The following is a 25,233-nucleotide window of genomic DNA, read 5'->3' as shown; positions in this document are numbered from 1 at the left end:
TGCTCGCTGCAATCGTAGTCTTCAGAAAGGTCTGGTCTTTATGCCATCTATCGGGGATATAACCCTTACAATCGCTCCATATGTTATTGGGTTTATCGTTGCTTTCGTCGGCTTCATTATTTTCAGCCTCAGTAGACAACGCAAACTGTTCAACTTTCTCGGAGCTGACAAAAAAGCGAGACAATCAGTCGTTTATCTTTCCAGTCTCCTTATCCCGCGTGGTTGTGCTGTCGGCTTTGATGGACTACCGCGCTCGTATCAAGGAATTACTATCCCAACCGAGGAACTCAGCATCAGTGCGCGACTTGCAAAAGCCTTGACGGTCGACGCATTCGAGTACATTCCACCTGTCGTCAGAAAATCTCTACAGGAGAAATACGCTTTCTTCCGCCCCTTGACTGTAAGCGTCAATGCAAGCCCAATGGAAGAAAGTGAAATAAATTTTTCGACTCGTTCAATAATCACTGCGGGCAGTCAGGGCTACAATGTAGTTACGAACTACTGTGTCATTCATAACCTTGTCCAGTTGCAAATATCTCATAACGGAACAGCTATCCAAGTAATGAAGGGAAAGGATAAGGGCGAAGTTATACGGCCAGCCAGTAATCAACACGATATAGCAATACTTGAACGGGTAATTGACCAGACACGCAACGATACCACAATTATTATTGGGGCTGGCCTTGGCGTAATTGGAACAATGGGTGCAATCCAGTATTTGATTGACCATTGGCAAGAGTTAGACAAAACGTACCGCAATCGCGAGTTTGCTTTGGTACTTCAGTTTGGACCCACAGGCAAACTCTCATTTGAAGACATTCTGAAAGGCACTATTGTCCGGCGCATTCCCGAAAAGTAGGGTGCGGGCTAACCCGTGCATCCAGCCGATCCGCTCCGCGTGCGGCTGAACCACAGACCGGTAGATAACCCATTGTTCTGTGACAATAAAACACTACCCCCGATTTCGCGTTTCTAGCCATATACCATCTTCCTCTCCTCGTTTCCCCGTTTGCAAATCCGCCAGATTGGTCAGTGAAACAACAAGCGGTCTATTCCCCAGGCAGTAATTAATCTCGCTGCGGATATTCCTCATACACGACCGGTTGTCGCACACCACAAACATCCTCCCCCCGCTGGCCTGGTAGAAATTGCGCCACTTCGCCTGGCGCTGCTCGAGGTTTTTATCCACGTCGCGCTCCACTTCCACGAAATGGGTCACTCCCTGGTCATCAACGATCACCAGGTCGGGGCGGAACAAGCCGCCATCCGGCAACGTTATCTCCGGCGGGGTCAGGTCCACCTGGTAACCAGCCTCGCGCAGCACATCGGCAGCCTGCAGGTTGAGCAGGGTGTGCTCCGGCGAAACATGGCGTTCGAGCAATAGATCATATTCGTTCACCTGCGGCTGTTGGTTAGTCAGCAGCCAGTACGCCAGGCGACCCTGATCGGTCAGGCGCACCAGGTCCGGAAATTTGCCGCCGGTGCCGGCGCCATCCGTCGTCCACGGGCGGAATCTCTCGATCAGGTGGAGATCCTCCAGTCGGGTCATCAAAGCCTGGAGGCTGCCGCCGGCTTTTTTGATGCCGAGCAGTTCGGCTGCCTGGGCTTCGATCACCGGGCGGCGCGCCAGGCCAGTCTCGGCAATCATCTTCAGGACGCTGGCGTCGCGCTCGAAGGTCTCTACCTGCCGCCAGATCGCCATCCAGGCAGGCTCAGGCGGATCGCTTTCATTCTGGTCAGAAATGCCCGATTTTTGTTCTGCCATAATTTGTTGTTTCTCCTGAGATACAGCGCGCAGCGCTGCGAGCTGGTCTAGCATATCGATCTTCTTAGCGTCCAGACGGTTAATCCGGTCTTGTAACTGCTTGTTCTCTTTCTGGAGTTCCTCATTTTGGGCTATCAATTTTTCTAATTGCTCGCGCAGGTTTTGAAGGCGCTGGGCGGTTTGGCTGTCGTTCAATAAGCGCTGTACCTGGTGCAGGCGGTTGCCCACCTGCTGGCGCACCAACTGCTCCAGCTCATCCACCGGCAGGTGGTCGAGCGGGCGTCCGTTTTTCAGGCGCTGATCCACTTCTTCTGGCGCAAAGGTTTCCAACAACGATACCAGCACGCGTTGAGCCTTGCGCCAGCGCGTTTCAGCCTGCTCGCGCAGATCGGTCTGGATCGACAGCAACTGGCGCAGGTTCTCTATGGTGATCTCTTCTCCAGCCATTGGCTCGCCTCCATGTCGCTCAGCATGTTTCGGGATTCGACCAGCTTATTTTGTGCCTGATCGTGGTTAGCGGGATCGGGCAAACTGAGCCAGCGCAGCGCCAGGCGCGAGGCTTCCAGATAAGATTGCGAAACCAGCTTGAGCTCTTCCTGTAAACCCACCAGCGTTGCCGGGGGGTCATGACGGTCAATCTCCTGAATGATGCGCAGGTTGTGCTCCAGGGTGTTCTGCGCCTGGCGAGATCGGCTGAATAAATCGGATGTATTGCTGGCCAGGATCAGGGCAATCTCACCATCCACCAGCCGTAACTCATCCCTCCAGTGGTTTGCCAGCCGCCGGTATTCCTCTACCGCTTTGACATCTGGTAGCAGCAACAGCGGGCGGTTGTTCTCGTCGCGCGGCGAGGCAAACCAGCCAATCCCCAACAGAATCGCCAGGGCAGGGAGGATGAGCACCCAGATGGAAATCGTGATCTCTTCAGGCTTGTTCATCTTCGATCAAATCCTCCGGAACGGCAACGCTGAGGTGCTCGGAGAGGTCGGCGTAGTCTGTGACGCCACCCCCGCCGTTGTCTTCATCCCGATGGGATGAGCGCAGCAAACCGCGCTGCACCAGGTCCTGTCGCACTCGCTCTCCGGTTTGCCACTCGATATTGCGCAAAAAATCCACTTCAACGGCGACAATCTCAAACACCATCTTTCCATCCCGCAGGTTGCGCTGCTGGATATGACCGATGACCCCAATCCGGCTGCCTTTGTGAACATGACCATAGACCAGCTCAGCCAGCGGTCCGTACACACAGACCCGCAGACCTTTGACGCCGTTGGCGCCCTTGACGCCTTTGATCATCAGGTACATGCGCAGGTATTGGACCTCCTTGCCATCCAGCTTCAGGATATCGAAATAGATATCCCCGGTGATGTCGCCTTTGACCCAGACGTGATTGTTTCTTGCCATGTACCGCCTCCTGAGAAGAGGAGCTTCACTACCAAATCGGTTATAATTAAAGCGGGCAGCGATCCGTGGCGGAAACGCCATGAACACCTGCTCACCCGGACGGCCGGCGACCTTGACCAGTTAGCGGCCGTCCTTTTATTTCATCCGGCGATCATGCCGGAATTACAGCATCAGTTGAAAGACCACAAACACACAAATCATAGACACCATCCATCCAATCAGAATTTGAACCGGGGTGTGATGCTTTAGTCGAATGCGCGCCCAGCCGACCAGCGGGGCAAATACCGCCATGATCACGCCGATCAGCGGAACCGTCCACAGCAACACCGCAGTGCAGCCCGCCATCGCTGCCGAGTGCAGGCTGAGCTTGGTGTGGCGATTGACCCAATAACCGATCGCGGTGGCAATCACCGCTGAGATCAGGCAGGCTATGATAATCACCGGAGCTTTGCCGATGATCAGCACAGCCAGCAGAATCACCAGGCAGGCGCCGCCGACGGCGTAGATGCTGGTGCGCTGCTCACGAATCGATACACTGGCGTCGGAATACTTGCCGGAGCGAACACCCCAGAACAACAATATTGCCATTGGCACGTTCACGCTCACGATCGACAATACCGTCCAGAAAATCGCCTGCCCAAGGGTGCTGCCCAGGCGCACCATGGCGATCACCAGGGTGGGGATGACGACGAGGAGGGGGTGAAAGACGTAAGAGACAACCTCGGCGAGCTTATCGGCGGTTGCAGCGTTCATGACTGTGGTCGCCAACCGTACGCCTCCTGAGCGCCAAAAGACCGAGAGCGCGCTAAATTTCTACTCGCGATCCTGAAACTGCGGACGATATCCCAAAAATCCCCCACGGCGTAGATATTTTTCAACGCCTGGAAGATTTGATTTGCCTCTTCGAGGGTAAGATCTGTCCACCCTTTGGGGAGTTCCTTGCCTTTTTCTCTATTCAGAATATCACCGATGAATGCTTTCCCATCGAAAATCCGGATCGTTGCCCGGTACAGGTAATACTCAGATCTGCGCATGAAGCCGCCAAAAGAAGGCTTTTCTTCGATGAATGCCACTGGGGGGCAGTAACGATCCAGGGATTTGACCAGGTAAGAAAGATCTTGATAGGCAAGCCAATATCGAAACCCGCGGAAAATCGAGAGCGCACGAGTATAGACATTGTTGTGCAAAAACGACCCAGCCCACAACATCGCAGTGGCAGTCATCAGAGCCTTGGACATCGTATGGATCGAGGGAGAGCCAAGCGGCGTCCAGAGGTAACCGAGAGCGAGGATCGTTTTGGTAAAGAAGAAGGCCGCGCCACCTGAAGCTGTCAGGATGATGGCGATGATCCGGTATTTCGTAACCGCCACCATTTCCTGCTCCAGATAGCGGTAGCAGGCTAACGCCATCAGGATGCACAAAATCGTTGCATACGAAAACAGGGTCAGCTTGAAAGCCATTTCCGCAGCCGTTGCCGGTGTGGGCTCCTCCACCCAGCGGGACGTGTGGGAGACGAAAAACACATAAATGACAGTCAACAGCCCAAGGGTAAACAGCAGGTAAGGTTTGAGATAGCGAAGTTGGCGCGCATTTTTGGGCGTTGAAAATGTGGCCATTGAGGATGAGGTTGTCAAATACAGGGTAAAAGCAACCGAGCAGTAGGCCAGCAGACGTGAAAAATTGGGCGCAGTTAAGCGGTTGATCGCATCGCCTATCGGCGTCACCAGGAAGGTCATGGTCAAGGCGAAGAAAAACGTGGCGATCCAAATGCGGAAAGCGATGCGATCCGATCTCCATGCGTTGCTCTCCAAAACGGAAGGCAGACGGATCAGCGCGACCAGCCAGGCCAGGATGCACAGAGAAATCTCAACCGCCGCGTTCATCAAATCATCCCAAGATCCTTGAGATAATTAGCAATATTCTTATCGGAAGAGATGCCCCTGGTTAGCTGATCAAGTTGTGAGTGCCGGATGATCTGCTCCTGAATGACAGAGGCCAGGATCTCCGACTCGACCTCGCGAATGGATCGCGAGTCCTCCGGTTTCAAGGTCGAGCGCAAACGGGCCAATTCATTAAATGGCAATTCCCCCTCCCCACGTAACGCAGCGGCCAGTAGCTCACGGGTGATATGCAGCGTTGGGTGTCCTAATAGAAAATGCGCCAACTCATGGAGCTGGATGTGGATTTGATGCATTGGGGGGACGTCGGCGCGATAGAAAATATACTCATTCGGTTCCTCATCGTCCGTCAACCAGGCGCCAAACAACCCAGCCGACATATTGAGAGGGTAAGATAAAATCCGGCGACTCTTCAGTTCCCCAATCCACTTGATGAAATGGTCAATCGTGAAGTCCTGAAAATTGTATTGAAGATCTGCCAGAATTTTCTCGGATTTTAATCTGGGGTTCACCACTCAAGTCTCCTGTGATTCGCCTTTCTCTGAACGGTTTTTTTCAATGTATTCCATCATATTGATAATGGCCAGCACGGTTTCTTCGCTAAACATGCTTGCCCGTAATGCAACCTCGCTCACGAGTTTGTTTCGTCGCGCTTTTTCGAGCAGCGCTTTCTCTTCGTCTTCAGAAACCCGAAAATAATTGATATCAATGTCGAAGAAATCGGCTAAAGCCTGAACGACGTTAAATCCGGGGTTCTTAGCGCGCCCGGTGCGCAGTTTCCATAGATAGGCTCGGGTTAGCACACCCTTGGTTCCCTGGATCACCTCCTCTTGTGTGTACTTGGTTCCATCCGGTTTGATTTTGGTCTCAAAAAGCGTGTTCAGTTTCTTTGCGAAATCGATCGGCGTGTCGGTCATCGTTTTTCCTTGCTACTACATGATATATTAATGGCGTGTTATGTATACTGTGGTCAAAAGTATATCACAGAATTTCCATCCAGTGCAAGGGGGGAATCGGTCATGTTTGGCTTAAATTCTCTTAATATTGAGGTAAGAGGCGTTATCAGGGATGACCAACAAGAGGTATTGTGGGTCAGGGTTTGCGGGTTTATATGGAATGATCATCCAAAAATCCTAAATCAGGGAGGAGAAAACCAGACCGACAATAAGTTGTCCACATTTATATTGCTTTTCCTTGGAAATACCTGTACGATTAAGAATCATACCTGGAACTAATTGACAATTATGAGCAATGTCAAGTATATTGATACGTGAGTTTTTATTCCCTTTCTGGGGAAGGTAACCGATGTCCACGGAATTCCCTGAAATTATGACCATCAACGAAGTTTGTCAATATCTCCGCATTCCTCGTTCCTCTCTATACAAACTAGCTCAGGAGGGCAAAATACCTTGCCAGAAGGTCGGTCGGCACTGGCGTTTTCACCGTGCAACTCTGATCAACTGGATTGCCGGGCAAAGGTTGGACGAAGCAGATGTGGTTATTCAAGCAGAAGGACTCAAACGCTCATGAACTCATCGGAACCTCGCTCCATAAAAATTACCGCTCTGCTCAGCCGGCAAGGAGCCATGCTGGAGGAGCTGCGCGGCGTGATCGACTACATCAACCCTGAGAACGCCCGTGAAGATCTCCACCGGCTAATCTTGGAGGATAATATCCTCAGACGAGCCAGTATTTCCAGCCGCAAAGAAGTGTACCGGAAATTGGCTGAGCGCTACTTCCGCAAGGACACTCCCAAGGCGAATACATTATTTGTGTCGTCTTTCCGTAGAGTTGCAAATCCGGATCAAGCCAACTTGCTGGCGTTCACATTACTGCTTTGGAATGATGCTCTGACTTATGAGCTATCCCAGCGATGGTTAGCGCCGAAACTGTCCGGTCCGATATTTGAAGGAGAGACGAGCGACATCGAGCGCGAGTTGGAATTTATGGAGAAAGCGCATCCGGTCATTAAAACCTGGAACCCAGTCACCCGTAAACGGATTGCGCGGCATTATTTGAGCGCGGTTCGCGATTGCGGATACGCCAGCGGCTCCGCCAAAAAAGAAATCCGCAGACCCTATATTTCGCCTCAGGTCATTCTGTTTGCTATCCAATTGATTTTGGGAGGGGGCGAACCGATAGTGAAAGCGCCAGAGCACGGATTGTTTGCAGCTATGGGGCTTACTTTGCGAGATGTGATCGCAGCGCTCGAGGAACTTGACCAACAAGGTTATGTTCGCTACGAATCTCAAGGTGGAGTGATCTACCTTGAGTTGACTAAGGTGTAGGGGGAATATGAGCCTGATCAATGATAAATTGAATCTACTGCGCTCCCAACTATTGACCGGCGCCCACGCAGGGGGCGCGCTTTTGGTGATTTACCCTCCCGAGGAAGAGCTTTCGTTTCGAGCAGGTTACGAAGAAGTCATTCAGGAATTGAAGGCGCAAGGGGTCCAGATAGCCGTATTGGATTTCCGAACCCTGGTTTTCGACTCTCTGAAAGAGCGGAATTTATTGGAGAGGGCATTTAAACTGGATGCAGAAGGCTCGCCCGATGCCCGGCGCAGTCTCGCCAGCCTGGTGCAGAGGGAAGCGGTTGCCAAGATACAGCAAGCGGCAAAAGGTAACCCAAATGTTATTTTGCTCTGCAAACATACCGCAGCCTTATTCCCTTGGATCAGTTATTCCGCCCTTCTGGAAGCCATCGAAGGAAAAATCACCAACACCCTGGTGATCCCCTTTCCAGGCACCGAAAATGGACCAGCCCTCCATTTTTTGGGGGTGAAAGATGGATACAACTACCGAGCAGCGAGGATCTAAGATGAGCAATGAAAGAATGAAAATCCGCGATGTCATCGCTCGTGACTTGTCCAGAAGGATCGAGCCGGCTGTCAAAGTCTACGACCGGGCAAATCTTCTGGAAGATCTGAAGCAATTTGTGATCACCGACGCGCTGGCACGCGAATTGCGAAAATTTCTGGATAATTTCACCTACAGCCTGGAGCAACGCATCAAAACAGGCGATGGCGGCGACGGGATGGCGGTTTGGATTGCGGGTTTTTTTGGCAGCGGCAAGAGCCACCTGGCAAAGGTTTTGGGCAACCTGCTGGCTAATGAGGTGGTTGACCTAGAAAATCAAAAAACCGCTATTGATATCTTCCAGGTGCATCTGGATGATCCTACACTGTACCTATCCTCCGATCTGAAGGCTGCGCTTTCCGAGGTCAAGAACAAGGCCTGGTGTCAGACTCTGGCGTTTGAAATCAAGTCCAGGCTGGATCAAGCCAATCCTGAATCGGTCACCGAGAGTTGCTTGCGAACATTCTACGAGAGCCAGAACCTGGCCCCCACCATCTGGTTGGCTCGCTTGGAGCGCAAATTGCAGAGCGAAGGGCTTTACGACGCTTTCCTTGAAGCATATCGCCAACAGACTGGGCGCCCCTGGCAGGCGGACCGCCCCGAGCACGGATTTTACGGCGACGAAATCGCCGAGGCGCTGGCAAAGGCGATGGATAAACCCATTGCAAGCGCCAGAGAGACGATCGCAACCTATCAACGCGATCACAATCGCGTCACCCCGGAGCTTCTCGCCAAGGAGATTACAGCCTATCTGGAAAGCTATGCACCGAAGGTAAAATCGCGCGAACCGCATTTGATCTTTGTCATCGATGAGATGGGTCAGTTTATTGGCGATAGCAACGACCGTATTGAGGAACTACGTGCCATCGTCGAACAGTGCGGCGTGCAGGGGCGCGGCCGGATCTGGTTTATCTGCACCTCGCAAGAAGCCTTAGATCAGGTGGTCGAGCGCACCGGCCTCAAGTTGAGCAGCCTGGGCAAATTGGACGCCCGTTTTTCGACCAAGATCACCTTGACCGGCGAGGATGTGCGCCGGGTGGTGCAAGAACGCCTGCTGCGCAAACGCGAGGCGAACCTGGGCGCTGTGGATGAGCTGTACAAGGAAGGTCAGCTTGCTGACTTGAGCCGCCTGCAAATCGAGCGCGAGTTAGCCGTCCTGAGCAGGGAAAGTTTTCGCGCTTCTTACCCCTTCCTGCCCTACATGGTCCCCCTGGTTCAAGAGCTGTTCAACGCCATGCGCGGCTTCAAGCTCTCTGGCACGGAACGCAGCATGATCGGAGTCGTCCAGGGAGTCTTGATTCGGCTGGCGGAGGATCCCCTGGGGATCTTGGCGCCCCTGGATTTGATCTTTGACCAGGTGACTGATGAACTCAGTTCATCGGATTATCTGGGGACCACAGGCATTAAACTCATCCGGGAGACCGACCAGCAGATCCCCGGCACGCCGATCCCCCCTAGCCGGGTGCTCAAAGCGCTGTGGCTGATCTCGCGCGTCGAGTGGGTGCCGCGCACCCCCGAAACTATCGCCCGACTGTTGGCAAGCGAAATAGACGTAGACCTGGCAAAACTGCGTGATGATGTCCGCACGACCCTCGACCGCCTGCAGAAAGCCGGTCTGGTAGCCAGGGACGAAGCCACAGAGCAATACCGCTACCTGAGCGAAAAAGAACGCGGGGTCGAAGAAGATATCATCGACAAGATTCGCGACTACGGCGTTGGGGTGGCAAAGCGCAAAGCCACCGAGCTGCTAAAAGAGCGCGTGCTCACCCGTTCGAAGCTCGGCGATTTCAAGATCCAGCTCGGTTCAACCGGGATCATCCCCTTCTCGCTCAGCCTGGACGGCGAGCCGATCAACACCGGCGGCGAGATCCTGGTGGAGCTTTCCAGCCCGCTCTCTGCGCCGAAAGTCGAAGAGATCGAGCTCGAAAACCTGGGCAAAGGTGTGCGCGGCAAGGTGATCTGGTGGGTGGCAGCCGGCGAAAGCTCGCTGGTCGAGAAGCTCAAACGCCTGGAGGCGTTGGAAAAAGTGCCCCAACTGCCCAAGTGGCGCAACGACCGCAGCGACGAGACCGTGCGGGTGTTGAAGGAAAAGGAAAAGGAGCGCGCGGCACTGGAAAATCACATCGTCGGATTACTGGAGAGTTGCCTGCGCAGAGGCGTGGCCTACTACTCTGGTGATCGGGCGGAATTGGACGGATCCAAGGAGTTGAAAGCCATCGCGCAGGAATTCGTCGGCGTGGTAGCGGGCAACCTGTATGAGCGCTTCAAAGACGCTGACAAAGCCTTTGACGAGAAGAACATCGCCCGTTACCTGGATGCGAAGGCGAAAAACCTGGCGCGGCTGGACCCAGCGCTGGATCTGTTCGACGCCCAGGACCATTTGATGCGCAGCGCCCCGCTGGTGGAGGCGATCTTCGATGAGCTGAAGCGCCGCGAAGATGAAGGGCTCGACCTGGACGGCAAGGCGATCCTGGAGAGCTTCGAGCGAATTCCCTTCGGCTGGCCAGAAGCCCTGGTGCGCCTGACCCTGGCAGCCATGCTGCGCGGCGGCGCGGTGCATCTGCAGCCAGCCGATTCTGACCAACCCATCTACGATGTCTCCGATCCGCGCGCCGAAGAGGCGTTCACCAAGCCGACCAAATTCAAAAAGACACGCTTCTACCCCACAGTGGGCGGCTTGAAACCCGACGAGATGAAGCAAGCCAAAGACGGGCTGATCGCCTTGGGCGAGGTTGGCTTGCCGGACACCGCCCATGGTCTGGCGGAGCGCATCCGCGAGCTGGGGCAGAAGATGACGACCCAGGCGAACGCCATCCGCGTGCGGGTGCGCGACCTCAAGCTGCCTCTGCCGGAGACCTACCAGCGGGTTGAGCCGGTCACCGCCCAAGCCTTGGCGCAGCGCGACCCGGTGGCGTGTGTGCGCCGCTTCATCGAGGATCAAGAAGGCTGGAAAGGTGTGGCGGCGTTCCTCAAAACGTATGAGACCTTCGTCGAGCAGGGGCGCGACCGCGCCTATCTGACCTATGTGGCTGCGCTGGATTACGCCCGCAGCACGCCGGCGGTCTTCGAGGGCGAGGCGGGAAAGAAGGCGCGCGAAAATCTGGAGGATTTCGATGCCATCGTAGGGGTAAAAGACATCATGACCAAGTGGAAACAACTCCAGGAGGCGGCGTTGGCGGTGCTGGATCGCTATCGCCAGGTCTATCAGGCTGCCTACGCCAGTTGCGATCAGGCGATTGCCGCCTTGAAGTCCGAGATCGAGGCGGCAGAAGCATTCACCCGCCTGGGGCTCTCGCGCCAGCGGGCGATCCTGGACGAGTACTTCGGTGCGAATGCGCTGCTGGCGCTGCCGGCAATTGATGATCTGAAGACCGCCGACAAGTTGCTGGCTGCCTCGGAAAAGCGCAAGGTGAGCGAGCTGGAGGCTTTGCGCATGGCAATCCCGGGCTACCGCAAAGCCATCTTCGACCGCTGCGAGCGCGAATGGCAGGCGCAACGGGAAGCCCAAAAGAAAGTGGGCGATGGCGGTGAGAAGCCCGAGCAGAAGGTGCACCGCCTGAGCTTGCGGGAGAAATTAACCGGGCGCCGCTTTGTGCGCCGCGATGAATTCGACGCCTTCTGGCAGAGCATCGGCGCCGAGATTCAAGCCAAACTGGATGAAGGCTATGAGGTGGTGGTGGAAGCATGAGCCAGCCAGTCAACGGACGCCCTGCATTGAGCGATGAGGTCAAGAAGCGGCTGAAGCCTTTGATCATCGAGCTGCGCCGCACGCTGGAAGAGGACCTGGAGCGCGAGCTGCGCCGCCTGGGTTTTGATGGGAGCAAAGACTCCCCGGTTCCGGTGGAGAAGCTTAGTTATCTGACCGATCAGGAACGGGCAATTCGCGCCGAGCTGGAAGCCATCCTGGCAAAAGAGCAGGAGTCGATCGGCTCCTTCGCCGGCGCCCTGGAAGCCGTGCGCCGCGAAGCCGCCTACACCCACCTCAACCGGCTGGTGGGGTTGAAATGCCTGGAGCTGCGCGGCCACCTGGTGATCGAAGGCGAGCGCACCGAAGCGGTGACCTGCCGGGCGGAGTTCGGCGGGCGCTCCAAGTGGCTGTGGACCTTGCGCTCCCGCGAGAGCCGCTACCGCCACGGCGCCCAGGCGGAAGAGCTGCTCTGGCGCGAAGGGCTGCTGCAAGCCTGCGCCACGGTCACCGAAGAGATCGGCGTGCTATTTGACCCGGCGGATCCTTACGCCCAGGTCTGGCCTTCCTTCCGCACCTTGCGGATGGTGGTTGACCGGCTGAACGAGCTGCCCGAGGACGCCTTCCGCACCGACGAGCTGCTGGGCTGGGTGTATCAGTACTTCCAGACCGAGGAGAAGGAGAAAGTCACCGCCGGAGAATCCTTCACCCAAAAGCTGAAGAAGACCAAGAAATACACCGGACCGGATATCGCCACCTACACTGCCCTCTACACCGAGCGCTACATGGTGGACTTCCTGCTGCAGAATTCCATCGGCGCCTATTGGATGGAGATGTACCCCGATTCGCCCGCCAAAGAAGCCTGGCCCTATTACGTCACCCCCGCCACGCCGCACACCCGCCTGCCCAAACCGCTCAAAGAGTGGAAGCTGCTCGACCCGGCGATGGGCAGCGGGCATTTTCTAGTAGTGGCGTTCGACCTGCTAGCGCAGTTATATAAAGAGGAACGCCAGATGGAAGCCGATGGTCGCCTGCCCGCCGGCTGGTCGGTGCCCGCCGAGCAGACGGCGCGCGTCATCCTCGAAAACAACCTGCACGGCATCGACATCGACCTACGGGCGGTGCAACTGGCGGCGCTGGCGCTCTATCTCAAAGCCAAAGAGCTGGGCTGGGATGAGTCCGGCGGACCGCCGCGCCTGAACCTGGTGGTCGCCGACGCCGTGCTCAGCCGCGGCGAGGCGTATGAAAACCTGCTTGCCCAGTATCAAGATGACCCTGCCATCCAGGAGGCGATACGCGCCATCTGGCATTCGCTGGAGCACGTGCGCGAGCTGGGCAGCCTGGTGCGGGTGGAAGAAGAGGTCGAGGATGCCATTCGGAAAATGAAGGCGAAAGAGGATCGGGATGCCCCGCTGATCTCGTCCGCCAGGGATTGGGAAGGATACAAGCAGGTTTTGTTCCAACGCCTGCGGGAAGTTTTCAACGTTGAAAACCAAAGCACGAATTTAACAAGCCGTATCTTTGGTATGGAGGGATGGAAGAGTATTGGTTTATTGAGCTTACTGTCACGACGTTATGATGTTGTATGTACAAATCCTCCTTATATGGGTAGTCTCGCCTTTGGGGATACACTCAGGGGCTTCTTGACAACAAAATATCCTTTATCGTCGAATGATCTTTTTGCTGCATTCATTGATAGATGCGTATCGCTAATTTCTGAAGATGGGCTAATTTCAATGGTTGTTCAGCGAGTATATTGGTATACAGAGACATTCTTCGAAGCAAGAAAGCATTTTTTCAATAACGCTGTGATGAAAATGTACGCCGATATTGGTCAGGGAGGCTTCTCAGAGATTAGTGGCGCAGCTGTAAACATATGTCTTTTCATTGCTGGAAAAATGGATAGTGAGTATTCTGGTCAATATCTTAGGGTTTATGATAGAACAGATAAACAATCAATGTTGCTTGATGTAATAAAGAATAGACCACGCGATAGATTTTTTATTGCTAGCCAAAGATGGTTCGTAAAACTTCCTTGGGCAACTTTAAGTTATTGGGCAGGGGATGAATTGTTGGAAATACTTGGCTCAGATATAGTGCTTGGTAAATACGCTTCTGCAAAATCCGGGTTGGCTACAGGAGACAATCCAAGATGGACAAGGCTATGGTGGGAGGTAACATCATTCCATCCAGAGCCTCCGGGGTGGGTACCGTGTATGAGCGGAGGAGATTCACGCAGTTATTACACATCTCCAAACCTAGTTGTTTTATGGGGAGAAGATGGACATTTATTAAGAAATTTCATAAACGCAAATGGAAAACTTAAGTCAAGACCTCAAAACACACGTTATTATAAGCTTGAGGGGTTAACATTCTCAAAACTCAGCAGCTATCGTGTATATGCAAAGTATCTACCTAAAGGATTCATCTTTCTTGATACAAGCCGCTACTTAGACACATCGATTTTATATCGATGGTTGATCCTTGTAATATTAAATTCGCGCTTAGCAAGTTATCTATTATCATTTGTATCCCCGAATTATTCATATACAAGTGGAAATATCGAAAGTCTTCCAGTTCCTCCATTAGAGGAATTAAGGGATGATGAACTTTCAAAAGTTGTTCAAATAATATTACGTTTGCGGGTACTTTTTGAAGGGGAAAATATTACAAGCCGAGACTATGTTTATAATCAATTAAAAACAACAGGATCTTTTTCCGAGACCATAATTCAAGAGATCTTCGATAGATATCTCCGCCAATGCTGGATGCATATATTGGAGGGTTGGTGTGAGCTTAAAATAGTCAATTATTATTCGCTCTCACCAAAAACCGTAGAGCATGTTTATGAGCAAATCGGTTTACCTGTATCTTGGTACCCATTAGTTGAGGGGTATGACGCAATTATAGAGGCCCTTCCTGAAATGGAGACGCTACCTGATCATATCTATGAGGCACTACGTTCCCATAATCGTATTCAGCTATCAAATCGTGAATTAGAACATCTAAAGGACCGTCTCAGAGCTTATTTGTCAGGTGTCCCCAAATATGCAGAAAGTCTTAACCAAACTAAAGATAATTCACCAGATCCAAATAATAATGTTGTGGTTAATAATTTTTCAAATTTTAAGTTGTCAATACCACCTGAAACACTTGTCGAAGAACTATCTACCAACTTGTCAATTCATCCAATTTCAGTTTATTGGCTTCTAAGAGAACTGTGGATTGTTGAGAATTTTAAATGCACATTAGAAGTTAATGAATTAGTCCAGGATTATCTTTCAGCCAAATTGCTTGCAGCGTTAGGATTTCATTGGCCTACTCGACAAGTTGTTGAGCAAGCCGGAGGTAAGATTACCCAAGATTCGGAGCAAATAGATGTTGACGGCATAATACCAATTACGCCTGGAACAGGCGAAGAAGTACTCGCGAAACGTTTTAGTCAATATTTAGACAATATTTTTGGGGCTGAACACGGTCATATTGTAGAACGCGAAATTGGAATTTTTTTGGGATTGAAGAAACACGATGGATGGGGAAAACATAAACCAATCACCCTTGACCGTTGGTTCAAAGATGAGTTCTTCAAGCGCCATGTTTCCCAATTCAAAAAACGCCCCATCGCCTGGCACCTGACCAGCCCCAAGGGCGCTTTTCAGGCAATCGTCTATTATCACAAGTTCGACAAAGATCGCCTGAAGCTGCTGCGCTCGCGCTACGTGAGCGAGACCCTGAAAGAACTGCGCCGCCAGCTCGGCGAGGCGCAGAACCAGGCTGCGCTGGACCGCCGGGCGCTGGACCGCGCCGCCGAACTGGAAGAGAAGATCGCCGACGTGGAGGAGTTCGACCGTCGGCTGGGATTGCTGCAAGAGGGGCGCCAGCGCGAGGCGCGCATCTGGGTGCCCTGGAAGAGCCCAGAGGAGCAACCCGTGGGTTGGGATCCGGACATCAACGACGGCGTGCGGGTCAACATCGCCCCCGTGCAGCGCCTGGGTCTCCTGGCGGCGCAGGTGCTCTCCAAGAAAGACCTGGATAGCCTGCTGGCGCCGGAGGGGCGCTGAGAGAATGAAGTTGGCTGAAATGATTGATTTCATCTCGTAGGAGGAGTCTGTGGAGCTTTTTCCCGATAAGCGCAATCTGGTGAACATCATCGAGCAAGCCCACAAAGGGGCGGTGTGCCTCCCCGAGTTCCAGCGCGAGTTTGTCTGGAGCCGCGAGGAGGTGGCGGATTTGCTGCGCTCCATCGTGCGGCGTTACTACATCGGATCGTTGCTTCTGCTGCGCTGCGACCCGAACAACCCGCCTTTTGCGCCGCGCTTTTTTCGCGGCGCAAAGCCGCAATACCACCAACCAAGGCCCGAATCGCTGGTGCTGGACGGGCAACAACGGATCACCGCCTTGCTCTACGCCCTGACAGCGCCCAACCTGGGCTTGAAAGACTCCAGCCGCAGAAGATGGTTCTTTCTGGACTTGAAACTCCTTCTGGAAGATGTCTATGACGATGAAATCGTCTTTGACCGAGCCGAGGACGAGCTGGCCGATTTGCTCACCGAGCAGACCCAGTATCAGAAGCTCGTCCTGCCCTGCACGCGCTTGCTCAACTCGCGGGATTTTCTCAAATGGCGCGATGGCTTGGACGACTGGTTGCGCGAGAACAGCCCAGCGGACCACCAGAACTTCCGCGACAAGTGGCGCGATCCGTGGACGGATCTGGTGACCGCCTTCCAGAACTACCAGGTTCCCCTGGTGGAATTGCCCCGCGTAGAAGACTCTGACTCCGAAGCCATCGGTCGGGTGTGCGCCATTTTCGAAAAGCTCAATTCGACCGGGGTGGCGCTCTCGGTCTACGATCTGCTCACCGCCCGGCTGTATCGGCATGGCATCAAACTGCACAACCTGTGGGAGAGAGCCTGTAAGGCGCACCCGCGCCTGGCAGCCTGGTCTGAGGGGAAGGCGGAAAAGAACAACTTTGGCGTCTTATTGCTGCGCACGCTGGCGCTGCTGAGAGACGTAAAACCAACTCCTCGAGAGCTGATCGATCTGGACCCAGAAAACTTTGAAAAAGATTGGCGCCGGGCAGCCCAGGCGATGGAAAAGGCTTTGGAATTGGTCACCCTCGTTGCGCCGGATGGTTTTGGCGCTTTCGATCCGAAGTGGCTGCCTGGCTCTGGCTTGCTGCCCACCCTGGCTGCCTTGCGCGCCACCATCGAGGAGAAGAAGCTGGGGGAAGCGGCGCGCGCCGATTTGCGCCGCTGGTATTGGTGCAATGTGTTCATGGAGCGCTACTCCAGCGCGGTGGAGAGCAAGTCGCGCAAAGATTACATCGAAATGCTGGAATACTGGCAAAAGGGCAGCCCGGAGCCATCCGTTTTCACCGAAGCCAAAGCTCTGATTGGTTCCCCGAGCTATACCATTCGCGATTCGGCGACCACCGGCAGCGCCGTCTACAGCGGTGTCTTTTGCCTGCTGGCGTTGCGCAATGCCAGGGACTGGCGCAGGGGCGAAAGCATCCAGCTCCAGGATTTGCAGGATCACCACATCTTCCCACGCGGGTATCTACAACAGCGTGGCTTTACGAAACGGGTGGAGATCAACACCATCGTGAATCGCACCCTGATCAGCGATGAGACCAACAACAAGATCAAAGCCAAGTCGCCGGCGGAATACTTGCAGAGCGAGGACATCTTCCCCGCCGGAGCGAAATCTGAACTGTTGCAGCCGCATTTCATCGGTCCAGATGCCTTGGAAATAATGCGCGCAGCGACGGAAGACTTGGGACACGCTGAATTGCGAAAGGTGTATGAGAAGTTCCTCTCGATCCGGGAAGCGGCGATCATCGCCGAAATCCGCAGGGTGACCGGTGTGGAGAAATCCCCGGGAGGCATGGCGTGATCTTGAAGTGGATCACTGCTGATTTCATCGAGCTGTTTACCCGCGATGCGCGGGCGTCTGTGGCATTGTGGTTCGACGGGAACGCCGAGTTTTCTCACCTTTTGCCGGCGGTCGAAAAATCACTGGCTGAACAAGGGGTTTGCTTGTTGGCTTATCAGCCGGAGCTTCACCACGGCGCGCTGTGGCTGAAATGGGCGCTTGAGGCGGGTCCTGCGCAAGGGAAGAAGGCGATTCTCTGGCTGCCATTCGACCGCGGCGATTTGACCAGCGCCTTGTGGGAGATCGAGCCGCTCGACCCGCTCATGGAATATCACTTTTCGGGATTGACCTGGCTGATCGACGGGCGGCAACCGACCTTGTTCGCTTTTTTGCGCAAACACGGCGTGCCATTGCCCAGCAGCCGCGCCGCTCAGGACGCCCTCTGGCGCGGCGGAGGCGAATCGCTGCTGGCGAAATATGTGCGCACCAATTTGGACCGCGATGAAGCCTTTTGGAAGTCGAAAGTGCTGACCGCCGCGGCGATCGAGGAGAGCATCGTTGGGGATATAATGGAACGCCTGCTGCGCTTCCTGGCTGATCCAGCGCACGAATGGGAAATGCTCCAGCAACAGGGCATCGCCGATGAGTTTTGCTCCCAGGTCGCTGCCCAATATGGCGAAACCGCCTCCCTGCCGGACGATCCGGAAGGCTGGGCAGCCGCTTTTGTCAGGTCGCTGATTGCCCAGGAGATCTACGAAGCCACCGGAAGCCCGGCGGATTATCCTTTATCTGCCGAACTGCCAAAGCCGAAGCACCGCGCCGCGGCGCGCAAGCTCCTGGCTCACTGGCAACGCGACCGGGATCATCTGGAGACTTACCGGCGCTGGGAATTTAAAATGGATGCCAAGGTCGATCTGCGCGCCTGGGCTGAAGGCAAAGCGGGGACTCCGCACGCCTTGTACTCGCTGGCGGCGGAACGTTGGAAGAAATACCTTCAAGGATTGAAACAGGTTGCCCAAAGCGAAAGCGAACTGCGCAGCTACCTGATTGAAAAGCGGGGGATTGCCGAAGAAGAGGTCAAGGGCTTCTGGGCATCGGGGACGGGCGATCTCCTGGGCTGGGGGCTGGCGCTCGAGTTGATCCATCTTGTCGAGCGAGTGGACAAAGTGCTCGGGGTGCTCAATCCTTCGCTCACGCCCTCCGATCTGGTTGAGGCGTACATAAAGGACTGGCACCAGATCGACCTGGCTCACTGGCGGCTGATGGCTGCGGCGCTCCGGGCGGATGAGATGGAGCTTCTGGCAGCGGCAGCCGATCACTTTTATACCAAATATCTGGACGCCGTCGGACAGGCATTTTACACTGCCTTTCGCGATGCCGCTCAATGGCCGCCCAGCGGCTGCCTATCGGTCTCCGAACTAGCTTCAGAGCTCTTTTCCAGCAGCGCGGCGCGCAAGGCGATCCTGGTAGTGGACGCCTTGCGCTTCGATCTGGCGGCTGCCTTGCGCGCCAGTTTGGTGGAAGGCGAGCTGAGCGGTTACCTGGCGAATGTGCCCTCCGAGACCTGGGTGGGGATGACCAGCCTGCTGCCCACTCCAGACGTTCATTTAGAGATCAAAGGGGGCAAACCGGTCTTGGCATCCCCGGCTGCCGGTGGGGATTTGAGCTACCGCGCTTATCGTTGGAAGCTGCTTGAGGCTGCGGGAGCGAGCCATCTGGGTGTGGACAGCAAGGGCAATCGGAAGGATGAGATCCATCATCTTCAGGAGCTCGCCGAAAAGCCTGCTTCTTTGCCCCAAATGCTGGTGTTGTTCGATCGGGGCGTGGATGAGCTGGGTCACGGGGCGAACTATGAGGTCATCCTGCATTTCGAAGAACTGATCGCAACCCTCGGCAGGGCAATCCGCAAGCTAAAAAGCTGGGGTTATTCTGAGATCCATGTGGTGACCGATCATGGCTTTGTCTTGCTCAACGCCAACGCCAACATCCAGCCGCTCGAGCTGAACAAGAGCCAGTTGGTGTTGAGCGCTGCTCGTTGGGGCATCACCGACGCGGGTCAAAAACTGCCGGTTGCCAGTGTGCCCTTTCCGTTGGACCCAAACTGGCAGGTAGCCTTACCTCCCGGCTTGCGCAGCTTTGCAGAGCCAGGGCGTTTCTTTCACGGCGGCGCCACGCTTCAAGAAGTGGTCATTCCCCACTTGAAATTCGTCTCGATGACCGTCCCGCGCCGGATGAGCGTCACGGTGGAATTGCCCAAGACCGAGATCTTTACGCTGGCGGTTAAAGTCGAATTAACGCCGGAGACGCCAGCGCCGAAAGACCTGTTCGACACCCAGGTTGAGGGATTGAAGTTGCGCGTATTCCTCGGAGAGCCGGAGGCGCCGCGCTCCAATGAGAAAACGATAGAGATCAAACCCGGCAGCGCAGAGCCTATCAGCGTTACCCTCTTCTTGAATCGAGAGCCGATCATCGCGGCTGGAACCCAAATCCCACTTCAGGTGTTGGATCAGGACACCCACTATAATTTTGCCCATGGGATGTCCATCCGGGCAGGGCGCGATCTGAGCTAGGCAGTGAAGGATGAGCTTATGAACAGTTTAGAAACCTTGGTCTTGGATGAAATCGATCAGCGAGCCACAGAGGCGTTTCCGGGTTTGGTGGTGCGGAAAGACCTGCTCCGCCGGGTGAGATCTGCGTTTAGCGTGCCGATGTTTGTGATCGAGTTTCTCTTGGGCAAGTACTGCGCTACAACCGACCCGGAGATCATCGAAGAAGGCTTGCAGTACGTGCGTGAAACGCTGCGGACGAAGTACGTCAAACCCAGCGAGCGGGAAATGGTAAAGTCGCGCATCAAGCAGCATGGCGTTTATGAAATCATTGATAAGGTGAAAGTACGCCTGGTCGAGACGCATGATAAGTATTGGGCTGAGCTGGCTAACATTAACCTCGATTTTGTAAACATCGACGAAGCCTATCTGCGCAAACACGAGCGCCTGGTTCAAGGTGGGATTTGGGCGGAGGTGAGTCTAGGATATGACGAGTCCTACATCTTTCGGGGACAAAACCGCCCATTTGTCATCGAAAACTTGAAACCGATCCAGGTGTCAAACCTTTCACTCGACCGCTTCCGGGCTGCGCGTGCGCAGTTCAGCCGGGATGAATGGATCAACTTTATCTTACGCAGCCTGGGTTTGGAGCCCACCCACCCCTATTTCACCCATCGGGTCAAGCTGCTCTATCTCTCCCGTTTGATTCCACTGGTTGAAAAGAACTTCAATATGGTGGAGTTGGGCCCCCGGGGAACGGGTAAGAGTTTTGTTTATCAGCAAGTCAGCCCGTACTGCCATCTTGTTTCTGGTGGGCAAACAACCGTGGCTCAGATGTTTGTCAACCTGGCGACGGGCGCCAAGGGTTTGGTCGCTTTGTGGGACACTGTGGCTTTTGATGAGGCGGCTGGGGTCAGCTTCAAAGATAAAAATGGCATCAACATCATGAAGGGGTTCATGGAAGATGGCAACTTCTCGCGCGGCTCCGAAATCATCACCGCCGAAGGGTCAATTGTTTTCCTGGGCAATCTGGATGGCGATATCGAAACAATTGTAAAAACCTCGCACCTTTTCTATCCCATGCCAAAGGAGATGGACGCAGCCTTCTTCGACCGCCTGCACTTTTACCTGCCTGGTTGGGAACTGCAAAAGACGCGCGATGAGTTCTACACCAACCATTTCGGGTTTGTTTCGGATTATCTGGCTGAAGTGATGCGGGCATTGCGCAAGGACAGCTACACCGATGTGCCCGAAAGGTACTTCCAATTTGGCTCCCATCTGACCGGACGTGACCAGAAAGCGGTTCGGAAAACAGTTTCCGGTTTGATTAAGCTGATCCATCCGGATGGGCGGGTTACCAAAGAAGAGGTCGAAGAATACCTCATCTTTGCCATGGAAATGCGCCGGCGGGTCAAGGAGCAATTGCGCAAAATCGCCGGCGTCGAGTACTGGGACGTGAATTTCTCCTATCGCGACCTGGAAACCGGCAACGAGCAATTTGTCAGAGTGCCAGAGATGGGGGGCGGTTTGATCATTGAACCTATTACCCTGGCTCCAGGAGCAGTCTATACCATTGGTCGAGATGCCGAGAGCGGCAAGTTGGCTTTGTTCCTGTTACAAACCCAGATCAATCCTGGCTCTGGGCGCATGATCCCCTTGGGCAACCTATCGAAAGCCATGAAAGAAGGGATCAAGACCGCCGAGGCTTATCTGAAAGCCAACATCCACAAATTGGGTATCTCTCTCGATTTGAAAAGCTACGATTTCAGCATGCAGGCGATTAACCTGCAGCAAGCCAAGGAAGGCGCTGAAACCGCGGTGGCGTTCTTCGTATCGTTGGTCTCAGCCTTGCTAGGCAAACCTGTCCGGGCGCAAACGGTGGTGCTGGGCGAGATGAGCGTTCAGGGACTGCTGCTGAAAGTAACCAACCTGACCGAGCGGATGCAATTGGCGCTGGATTCCGGCGCCAAGTATGTGCTGATACCGAGCGAAAATAAGCGCGACCTGGCCGATGTACCGGATGAGGTGTTGAACAAGCTGCAGGCGACTTTCTATACCGACCCGATCAACGCCGCCATCCGGGCGATGGGGTTGGAGTGATTGGAGTTATCAATCTTTAGATTAGAATATGCGTGACTGGAATCATGTCTACTTCTGTCAATTGGAGGATAACTAAACATGTTGAATTTAGTTGTTGGTCATAAGAGTAATCCTTTAGCTGCAAACACGCTGATCGAGTTACTCAATGATGTAGAGATGAATGGCACTCTTTATATCGGCTATCCTATCCTAGCCGATGTAGAAGAAACAGTTTTCATCGATGCTTTATTAACCACTCAGGAATGTGGTGTGGTTGTAATTGATTTTGATGATCGCGCCCAAGGATCAGCCGAAGATAATCGTCTGAGACAACGACAAGACGATCTATATAGAATTTTAGAAATTAAACTCAAACGATACAAGAACTTGGTTGAGGGACGACGCCTCCCTTTTGAGATTAACGTAGTAACACTTGTCCCAGGAATGCGAGGAGTAGTTCGTGAGGATGGCTTGTTACTAACAGGACCGGACAGTTTGGTAAATGTTATCCGAGACTTCCAACCCGTGAGTCACGATCTGCTCGAGAAAATAAATGCCGCGGTCGAGCGCGTTACAACCATCAAGCCTTCACGTAAGCGCTCTTCTGTCAAGAGGCCGGATTCTCGTGGTGCTCGCATAAAAGAGATAGAGAAAGAGATCGCTAATTTGGATAAATGGCAAAATAGTGCCGCGGTTGAAATGCCTGATGGGGTGCAGAGAATTCGCGGTCTAGCGGGTTCAGGCAAGACGATCGTTTTGGCTTTGAAAGCAGCTTATCTTCATGTACTAAAACCGGAATGGAAGATCGCGATTACTTTTCAAACCCGATCACTCTATCAACAATTTGAGGATCTTGTCAGACGTTTCACTTTCGATCAAATTAATGATGAACCCAACTGGGAAAATTTGCGCATCATTCATGCTTGGGGTAGTTCGAATCAGCCCGGCTTTTATTCCGAAGTTGCCATGGCTCACGGCGTTTTGCCCAAGGATTTCAATTATGCAAAAAGTACATTTGGCGCTCCTACAGCTTTTGATGGTGTATGCCAAGAATTGCTACAAGAAGTCGGTGAAGCGAAATTCCAGCCAATATTTGATGTAGTCCTTATAGACGAAGCGCAGGATTTCCCACAATCCTTCTTTGAGTTGGCATATCTTGCGACCCGTGAACCCAAACGAATAGTATACGCTTACGACGAATTACAAAACCTCAGTCGTTATTCGATGGTGCCACCTTCCGAATTGTTCGGAAAAGATTCTAGCGGTTCGCCTCGAGTCTCTGAGCTACGTAATGAGAAAGGATCGCCATCTCAGGATATTGTTTTACCCGTTTGTTACCGTAACACCCCCTGGGCATTAACAATCGCTCATGCTCTTGGATTTGGCATAAAGCGCGACCAAGGTTTGGTTCAATATTTCAATGATCCCCAGGGGCTCTGGGAAGAAGTTGGGTATCATGTCGTATCTGGTGCACTTGCTCCAGGGCAAGAGGTAGCTCTCAAACGCCGTTCGGATTCGTATCCAGATTATTTCGAACAATTACTTGATTCAGATGATGCAATACTTTGTCAGGTGTTTCCCGATAAAGTTACACAAGCTAAAGCAGTCGCACGTGAGATAAAAAAGAATCTGACCGAAGACGAATTGGAATTTCGAGATATTCTAATTATCCTCTCTGATCCTTTAACTGCCCAAGAGGAGGCTGCCATATTGTTTAGAGAGTTAAATCAATTAAATATCCCTACTCATCTTGCAGGCGTAACCAGCAGTCGTGATGAACTTTTCAAGGATGAGTCGGTTGCAATCACCGGAATCTATAGGGCTAAAGGTAATGAAGCCCCAATGGTTTATGTTTTGAACAGCGAGTATGCATTTGAAGGATTTGAGTTAAGCAAGCGCCGCAATATTATTTTCACTGCAATAACTCGATCTAAGGCGTGGGTTAGGTTGTTTGGGTGCGGAACAGCTATGGAAGGACTGAAGTCTGAAGTAGATAAGGTGGTTTTGGATAATTACCAACTTAGATTTCGAGTTCCTACTCCCGTAGAACTCGAAAGATTACGAAAAATCCATCGTGACATGACCCCCAAGGAAAGAGAGAAGGTTCAGAAAATGCAGCAAACCCTCGCGGACTTTGTTGCCCAAGTTACAAGTGGAGATCTTGCCATCGAAAATTTGCCTAGCGAACTTCGAACCCAATTGGAAGAGCTGTTTGGGAGATCGGGTGAGGATGATGACCGCTAGAGCACTGGTAAGACAGATAAACGAATTGCTTTCTTTTCTTTTAGAGGAGGGGTTAGCTATTGATTGGAATTCGGCAATTATTCGGGACTCTGGTCACGATTCAATCCTGACCTGGGCAAATGCTCCAGATAGACTATTTGATGCTTTGGTTGGAAGGTTTGCGACAATAACTGAATATCGAAACCTGATAGAAAATAGGCATTATCATTGTATGCTATTTGATGGGTCAATTATCCAATTTGGGTATTTGTATACAAATAATACTTTGTCGAAACATCGAAATTGTTATTATCCCTGCCCCTTGGTCATTACTTCTTCGGATATTGAGTCCATACAGACAGGACACGATTTTGTCACTCTGTTCGACTTGTTGCTCACTCAGGAAATTGATGCATTAAGAGCTGCGATTTCAGAATCGGAATTTTCCCGTCTGCAAAACCTGCTACGGCTTTCAACTCCCTTCCGATTCGATTTTGACCCCGGATCACAAACTGACACACATCCAGCCTCGCATTTACACCTGCTTAACGAGGAGTGTCGTTGGCCGGTATTTGGTCCAATTAGTATAGGGCATTTTGTCCGATTTATATTTCGTCATTTTTATCCTAAAATATGGTCAAAATACGATGTGCTAAGAAATTGGGGACTCCAATTTCACACTCGTTCGATAACAGATCAAGAGCGAGGAGAACTATTTGTAGAATGTAATGATTTTTCTCAACGGCCATGAGTAATCTAGCAATCATTACATGAAGATCGACTACTCTTTCAGGCTGCCGAGCACCTTTCCAATAGTTATGTGATCGTTAATTCGATCCAAGAGCAATCAATCTTCCGCGTCAATCGGTAAACATTTGTGATAGTTGATCACAGAGAGAGACA

At 52.9% G+C, this 25,233-nt stretch carries 18 protein-coding genes; 11 read left to right on the top strand and 7 right to left on the bottom strand.

Features of this window, described 5'->3' with window-relative positions:
* The first annotated feature begins 40 nt into the window (after positions 1-40).
* On the top strand, positions 41-859 hold the full coding sequence (locus AC812_RS02595; RefSeq protein ID WP_061914307.1) for a hypothetical protein: 819 nt from the start codon (positions 41-43) through the stop codon (positions 857-859).
* A 93-nt stretch (positions 860-952) separates the two neighbouring features.
* Here AC812_RS02595 and AC812_RS02590 read toward each other — a convergent pair whose 3' ends face one another.
* The 7 genes from AC812_RS02590 to AC812_RS02560 all read right to left on the bottom strand — a co-directional run bounded on the left by AC812_RS02590 (position 953) and on the right by AC812_RS02560 (position 5,984).
* Positions 953-2,173, bottom strand: a complete 1,221-nt coding sequence (locus AC812_RS02590; protein ID WP_157235383.1) for a hypothetical protein — start codon at positions 2,171-2,173, stop codon at positions 953-955.
* A gap of 14 nt (positions 2,174-2,187) precedes the next feature.
* Positions 2,188-2,703, bottom strand: a complete 516-nt coding sequence (locus AC812_RS02585) for a hypothetical protein (RefSeq protein ID WP_061914303.1) — start codon at positions 2,701-2,703, stop codon at positions 2,188-2,190.
* The gene (locus AC812_RS02580) at positions 2,690-3,169 is read right to left on the bottom strand and encodes a single-stranded DNA-binding protein (protein ID WP_061914301.1); all 480 of its coding nucleotides are present in this window, start codon (positions 3,167-3,169) and stop codon (positions 2,690-2,692) included. Before AC812_RS02580 ends, AC812_RS02585 begins: the two co-directional genes overlap by 14 nt.
* 162 nt (positions 3,170-3,331) lie before the next feature.
* A complete protein-coding gene (locus AC812_RS02575; protein ID WP_145962518.1) occupies positions 3,332-3,937 on the bottom strand; it encodes a phosphatase PAP2 family protein in 606 nt (201 codons plus the stop codon).
* The gene (locus AC812_RS02570; RefSeq protein WP_061914297.1) at positions 3,919-5,052 is read right to left on the bottom strand and encodes a hypothetical protein; all 1,134 of its coding nucleotides are present in this window, start codon (positions 5,050-5,052) and stop codon (positions 3,919-3,921) included. Before AC812_RS02570 ends, AC812_RS02575 begins: the two co-directional genes overlap by 19 nt.
* Entirely contained in the window at positions 5,052-5,579 is a 528-nt protein-coding gene (locus AC812_RS02565; RefSeq protein ID WP_145962517.1) for a hypothetical protein, read from the bottom strand. The genes AC812_RS02570 and AC812_RS02565 overlap by 1 nt, the downstream gene beginning before the upstream one ends.
* Positions 5,580-5,582: 3 nt before the next feature.
* Positions 5,583-5,984, bottom strand: a complete 402-nt coding sequence (locus AC812_RS02560; protein ID WP_061914293.1) for a hypothetical protein — start codon at positions 5,982-5,984, stop codon at positions 5,583-5,585.
* A 388-nt stretch (positions 5,985-6,372) separates the two neighbouring features.
* Here AC812_RS02560 and AC812_RS02550 point away from each other — a divergent pair, with 388 nt between their 5' ends.
* From AC812_RS02550 to AC812_RS17045, 10 genes are all read left to right on the top strand, one after another.
* On the top strand, positions 6,373-6,597 hold the full coding sequence (locus tag AC812_RS02550; protein WP_061914289.1) for a helix-turn-helix domain-containing protein: 225 nt from the start codon (positions 6,373-6,375) through the stop codon (positions 6,595-6,597).
* On the top strand, positions 6,594-7,355 hold the full coding sequence (locus AC812_RS02545) for a BrxA family protein (protein ID WP_061914287.1): 762 nt from the start codon (positions 6,594-6,596) through the stop codon (positions 7,353-7,355). Before AC812_RS02550 ends, AC812_RS02545 begins: the two co-directional genes overlap by 4 nt.
* 7 nt (positions 7,356-7,362) lie before the next feature.
* Positions 7,363-7,887 (top strand): BREX protein BrxB domain-containing protein, encoded by a 525-nt coding sequence (locus AC812_RS02540; RefSeq protein WP_061914285.1) that lies wholly within the window; start codon positions 7,363-7,365, stop codon positions 7,885-7,887.
* Between the two features lies 1 nt (position 7,888).
* Positions 7,889-11,614 carry a BREX system P-loop protein BrxC gene (brxC, locus tag AC812_RS02535; protein WP_061914283.1) on the top strand — a complete coding sequence of 1,242 codons (3,726 nt, stop codon included), beginning with the start codon at positions 7,889-7,891 and terminating at the stop codon, positions 11,612-11,614.
* Positions 11,611-15,672: a BREX-1 system adenine-specific DNA-methyltransferase PglX gene (pglX, locus tag AC812_RS02530; protein WP_061914281.1), complete on the top strand. Its 4,062-nt coding sequence runs from the start codon at positions 11,611-11,613 to the stop codon at positions 15,670-15,672. The genes brxC and pglX overlap by 4 nt, the downstream gene beginning before the upstream one ends.
* A 49-nt stretch (positions 15,673-15,721) precedes the next feature.
* Entirely contained in the window at positions 15,722-17,503 is a 1,782-nt protein-coding gene (locus AC812_RS02525) for a GmrSD restriction endonuclease domain-containing protein (RefSeq protein ID WP_061914279.1), read from the top strand.
* A 2-nt stretch (positions 17,504-17,505) separates the two neighbouring features.
* On the top strand, positions 17,506-20,052 hold the full coding sequence (locus AC812_RS02520) for a PglZ domain-containing protein (protein ID WP_145962516.1): 2,547 nt from the start codon (positions 17,506-17,508) through the stop codon (positions 20,050-20,052).
* An 18-nt stretch (positions 20,053-20,070) separates the two neighbouring features.
* Complete coding sequence (gene brxL, locus AC812_RS02515; protein WP_201797698.1) at positions 20,071-22,128, top strand: protease Lon-related BREX system protein BrxL; 2,058 nt, start codon at positions 20,071-20,073, stop codon at positions 22,126-22,128.
* 78 nt (positions 22,129-22,206) lie between these two features.
* On the top strand, positions 22,207-24,351 hold the full coding sequence (locus AC812_RS02510; RefSeq protein WP_061914275.1) for a DEAD/DEAH box helicase: 2,145 nt from the start codon (positions 22,207-22,209) through the stop codon (positions 24,349-24,351).
* Complete coding sequence (locus AC812_RS17045) at positions 24,338-25,081, top strand: DUF2290 domain-containing protein (RefSeq protein WP_082148965.1); 744 nt, start codon at positions 24,338-24,340, stop codon at positions 25,079-25,081. Before AC812_RS02510 ends, AC812_RS17045 begins: the two co-directional genes overlap by 14 nt.
* Positions 25,082-25,233 lie beyond the last annotated feature (152 nt).

Origin of the sequence: Bellilinea caldifistulae (assembly GCF_001306055.1) — a bacterium.
Taxonomy (GTDB): domain Bacteria; phylum Chloroflexota; class Anaerolineae; order Anaerolineales; family Anaerolineaceae; genus Bellilinea; species Bellilinea caldifistulae.
This window is presented reverse-complemented; position numbering and strand designations above follow the sequence as displayed.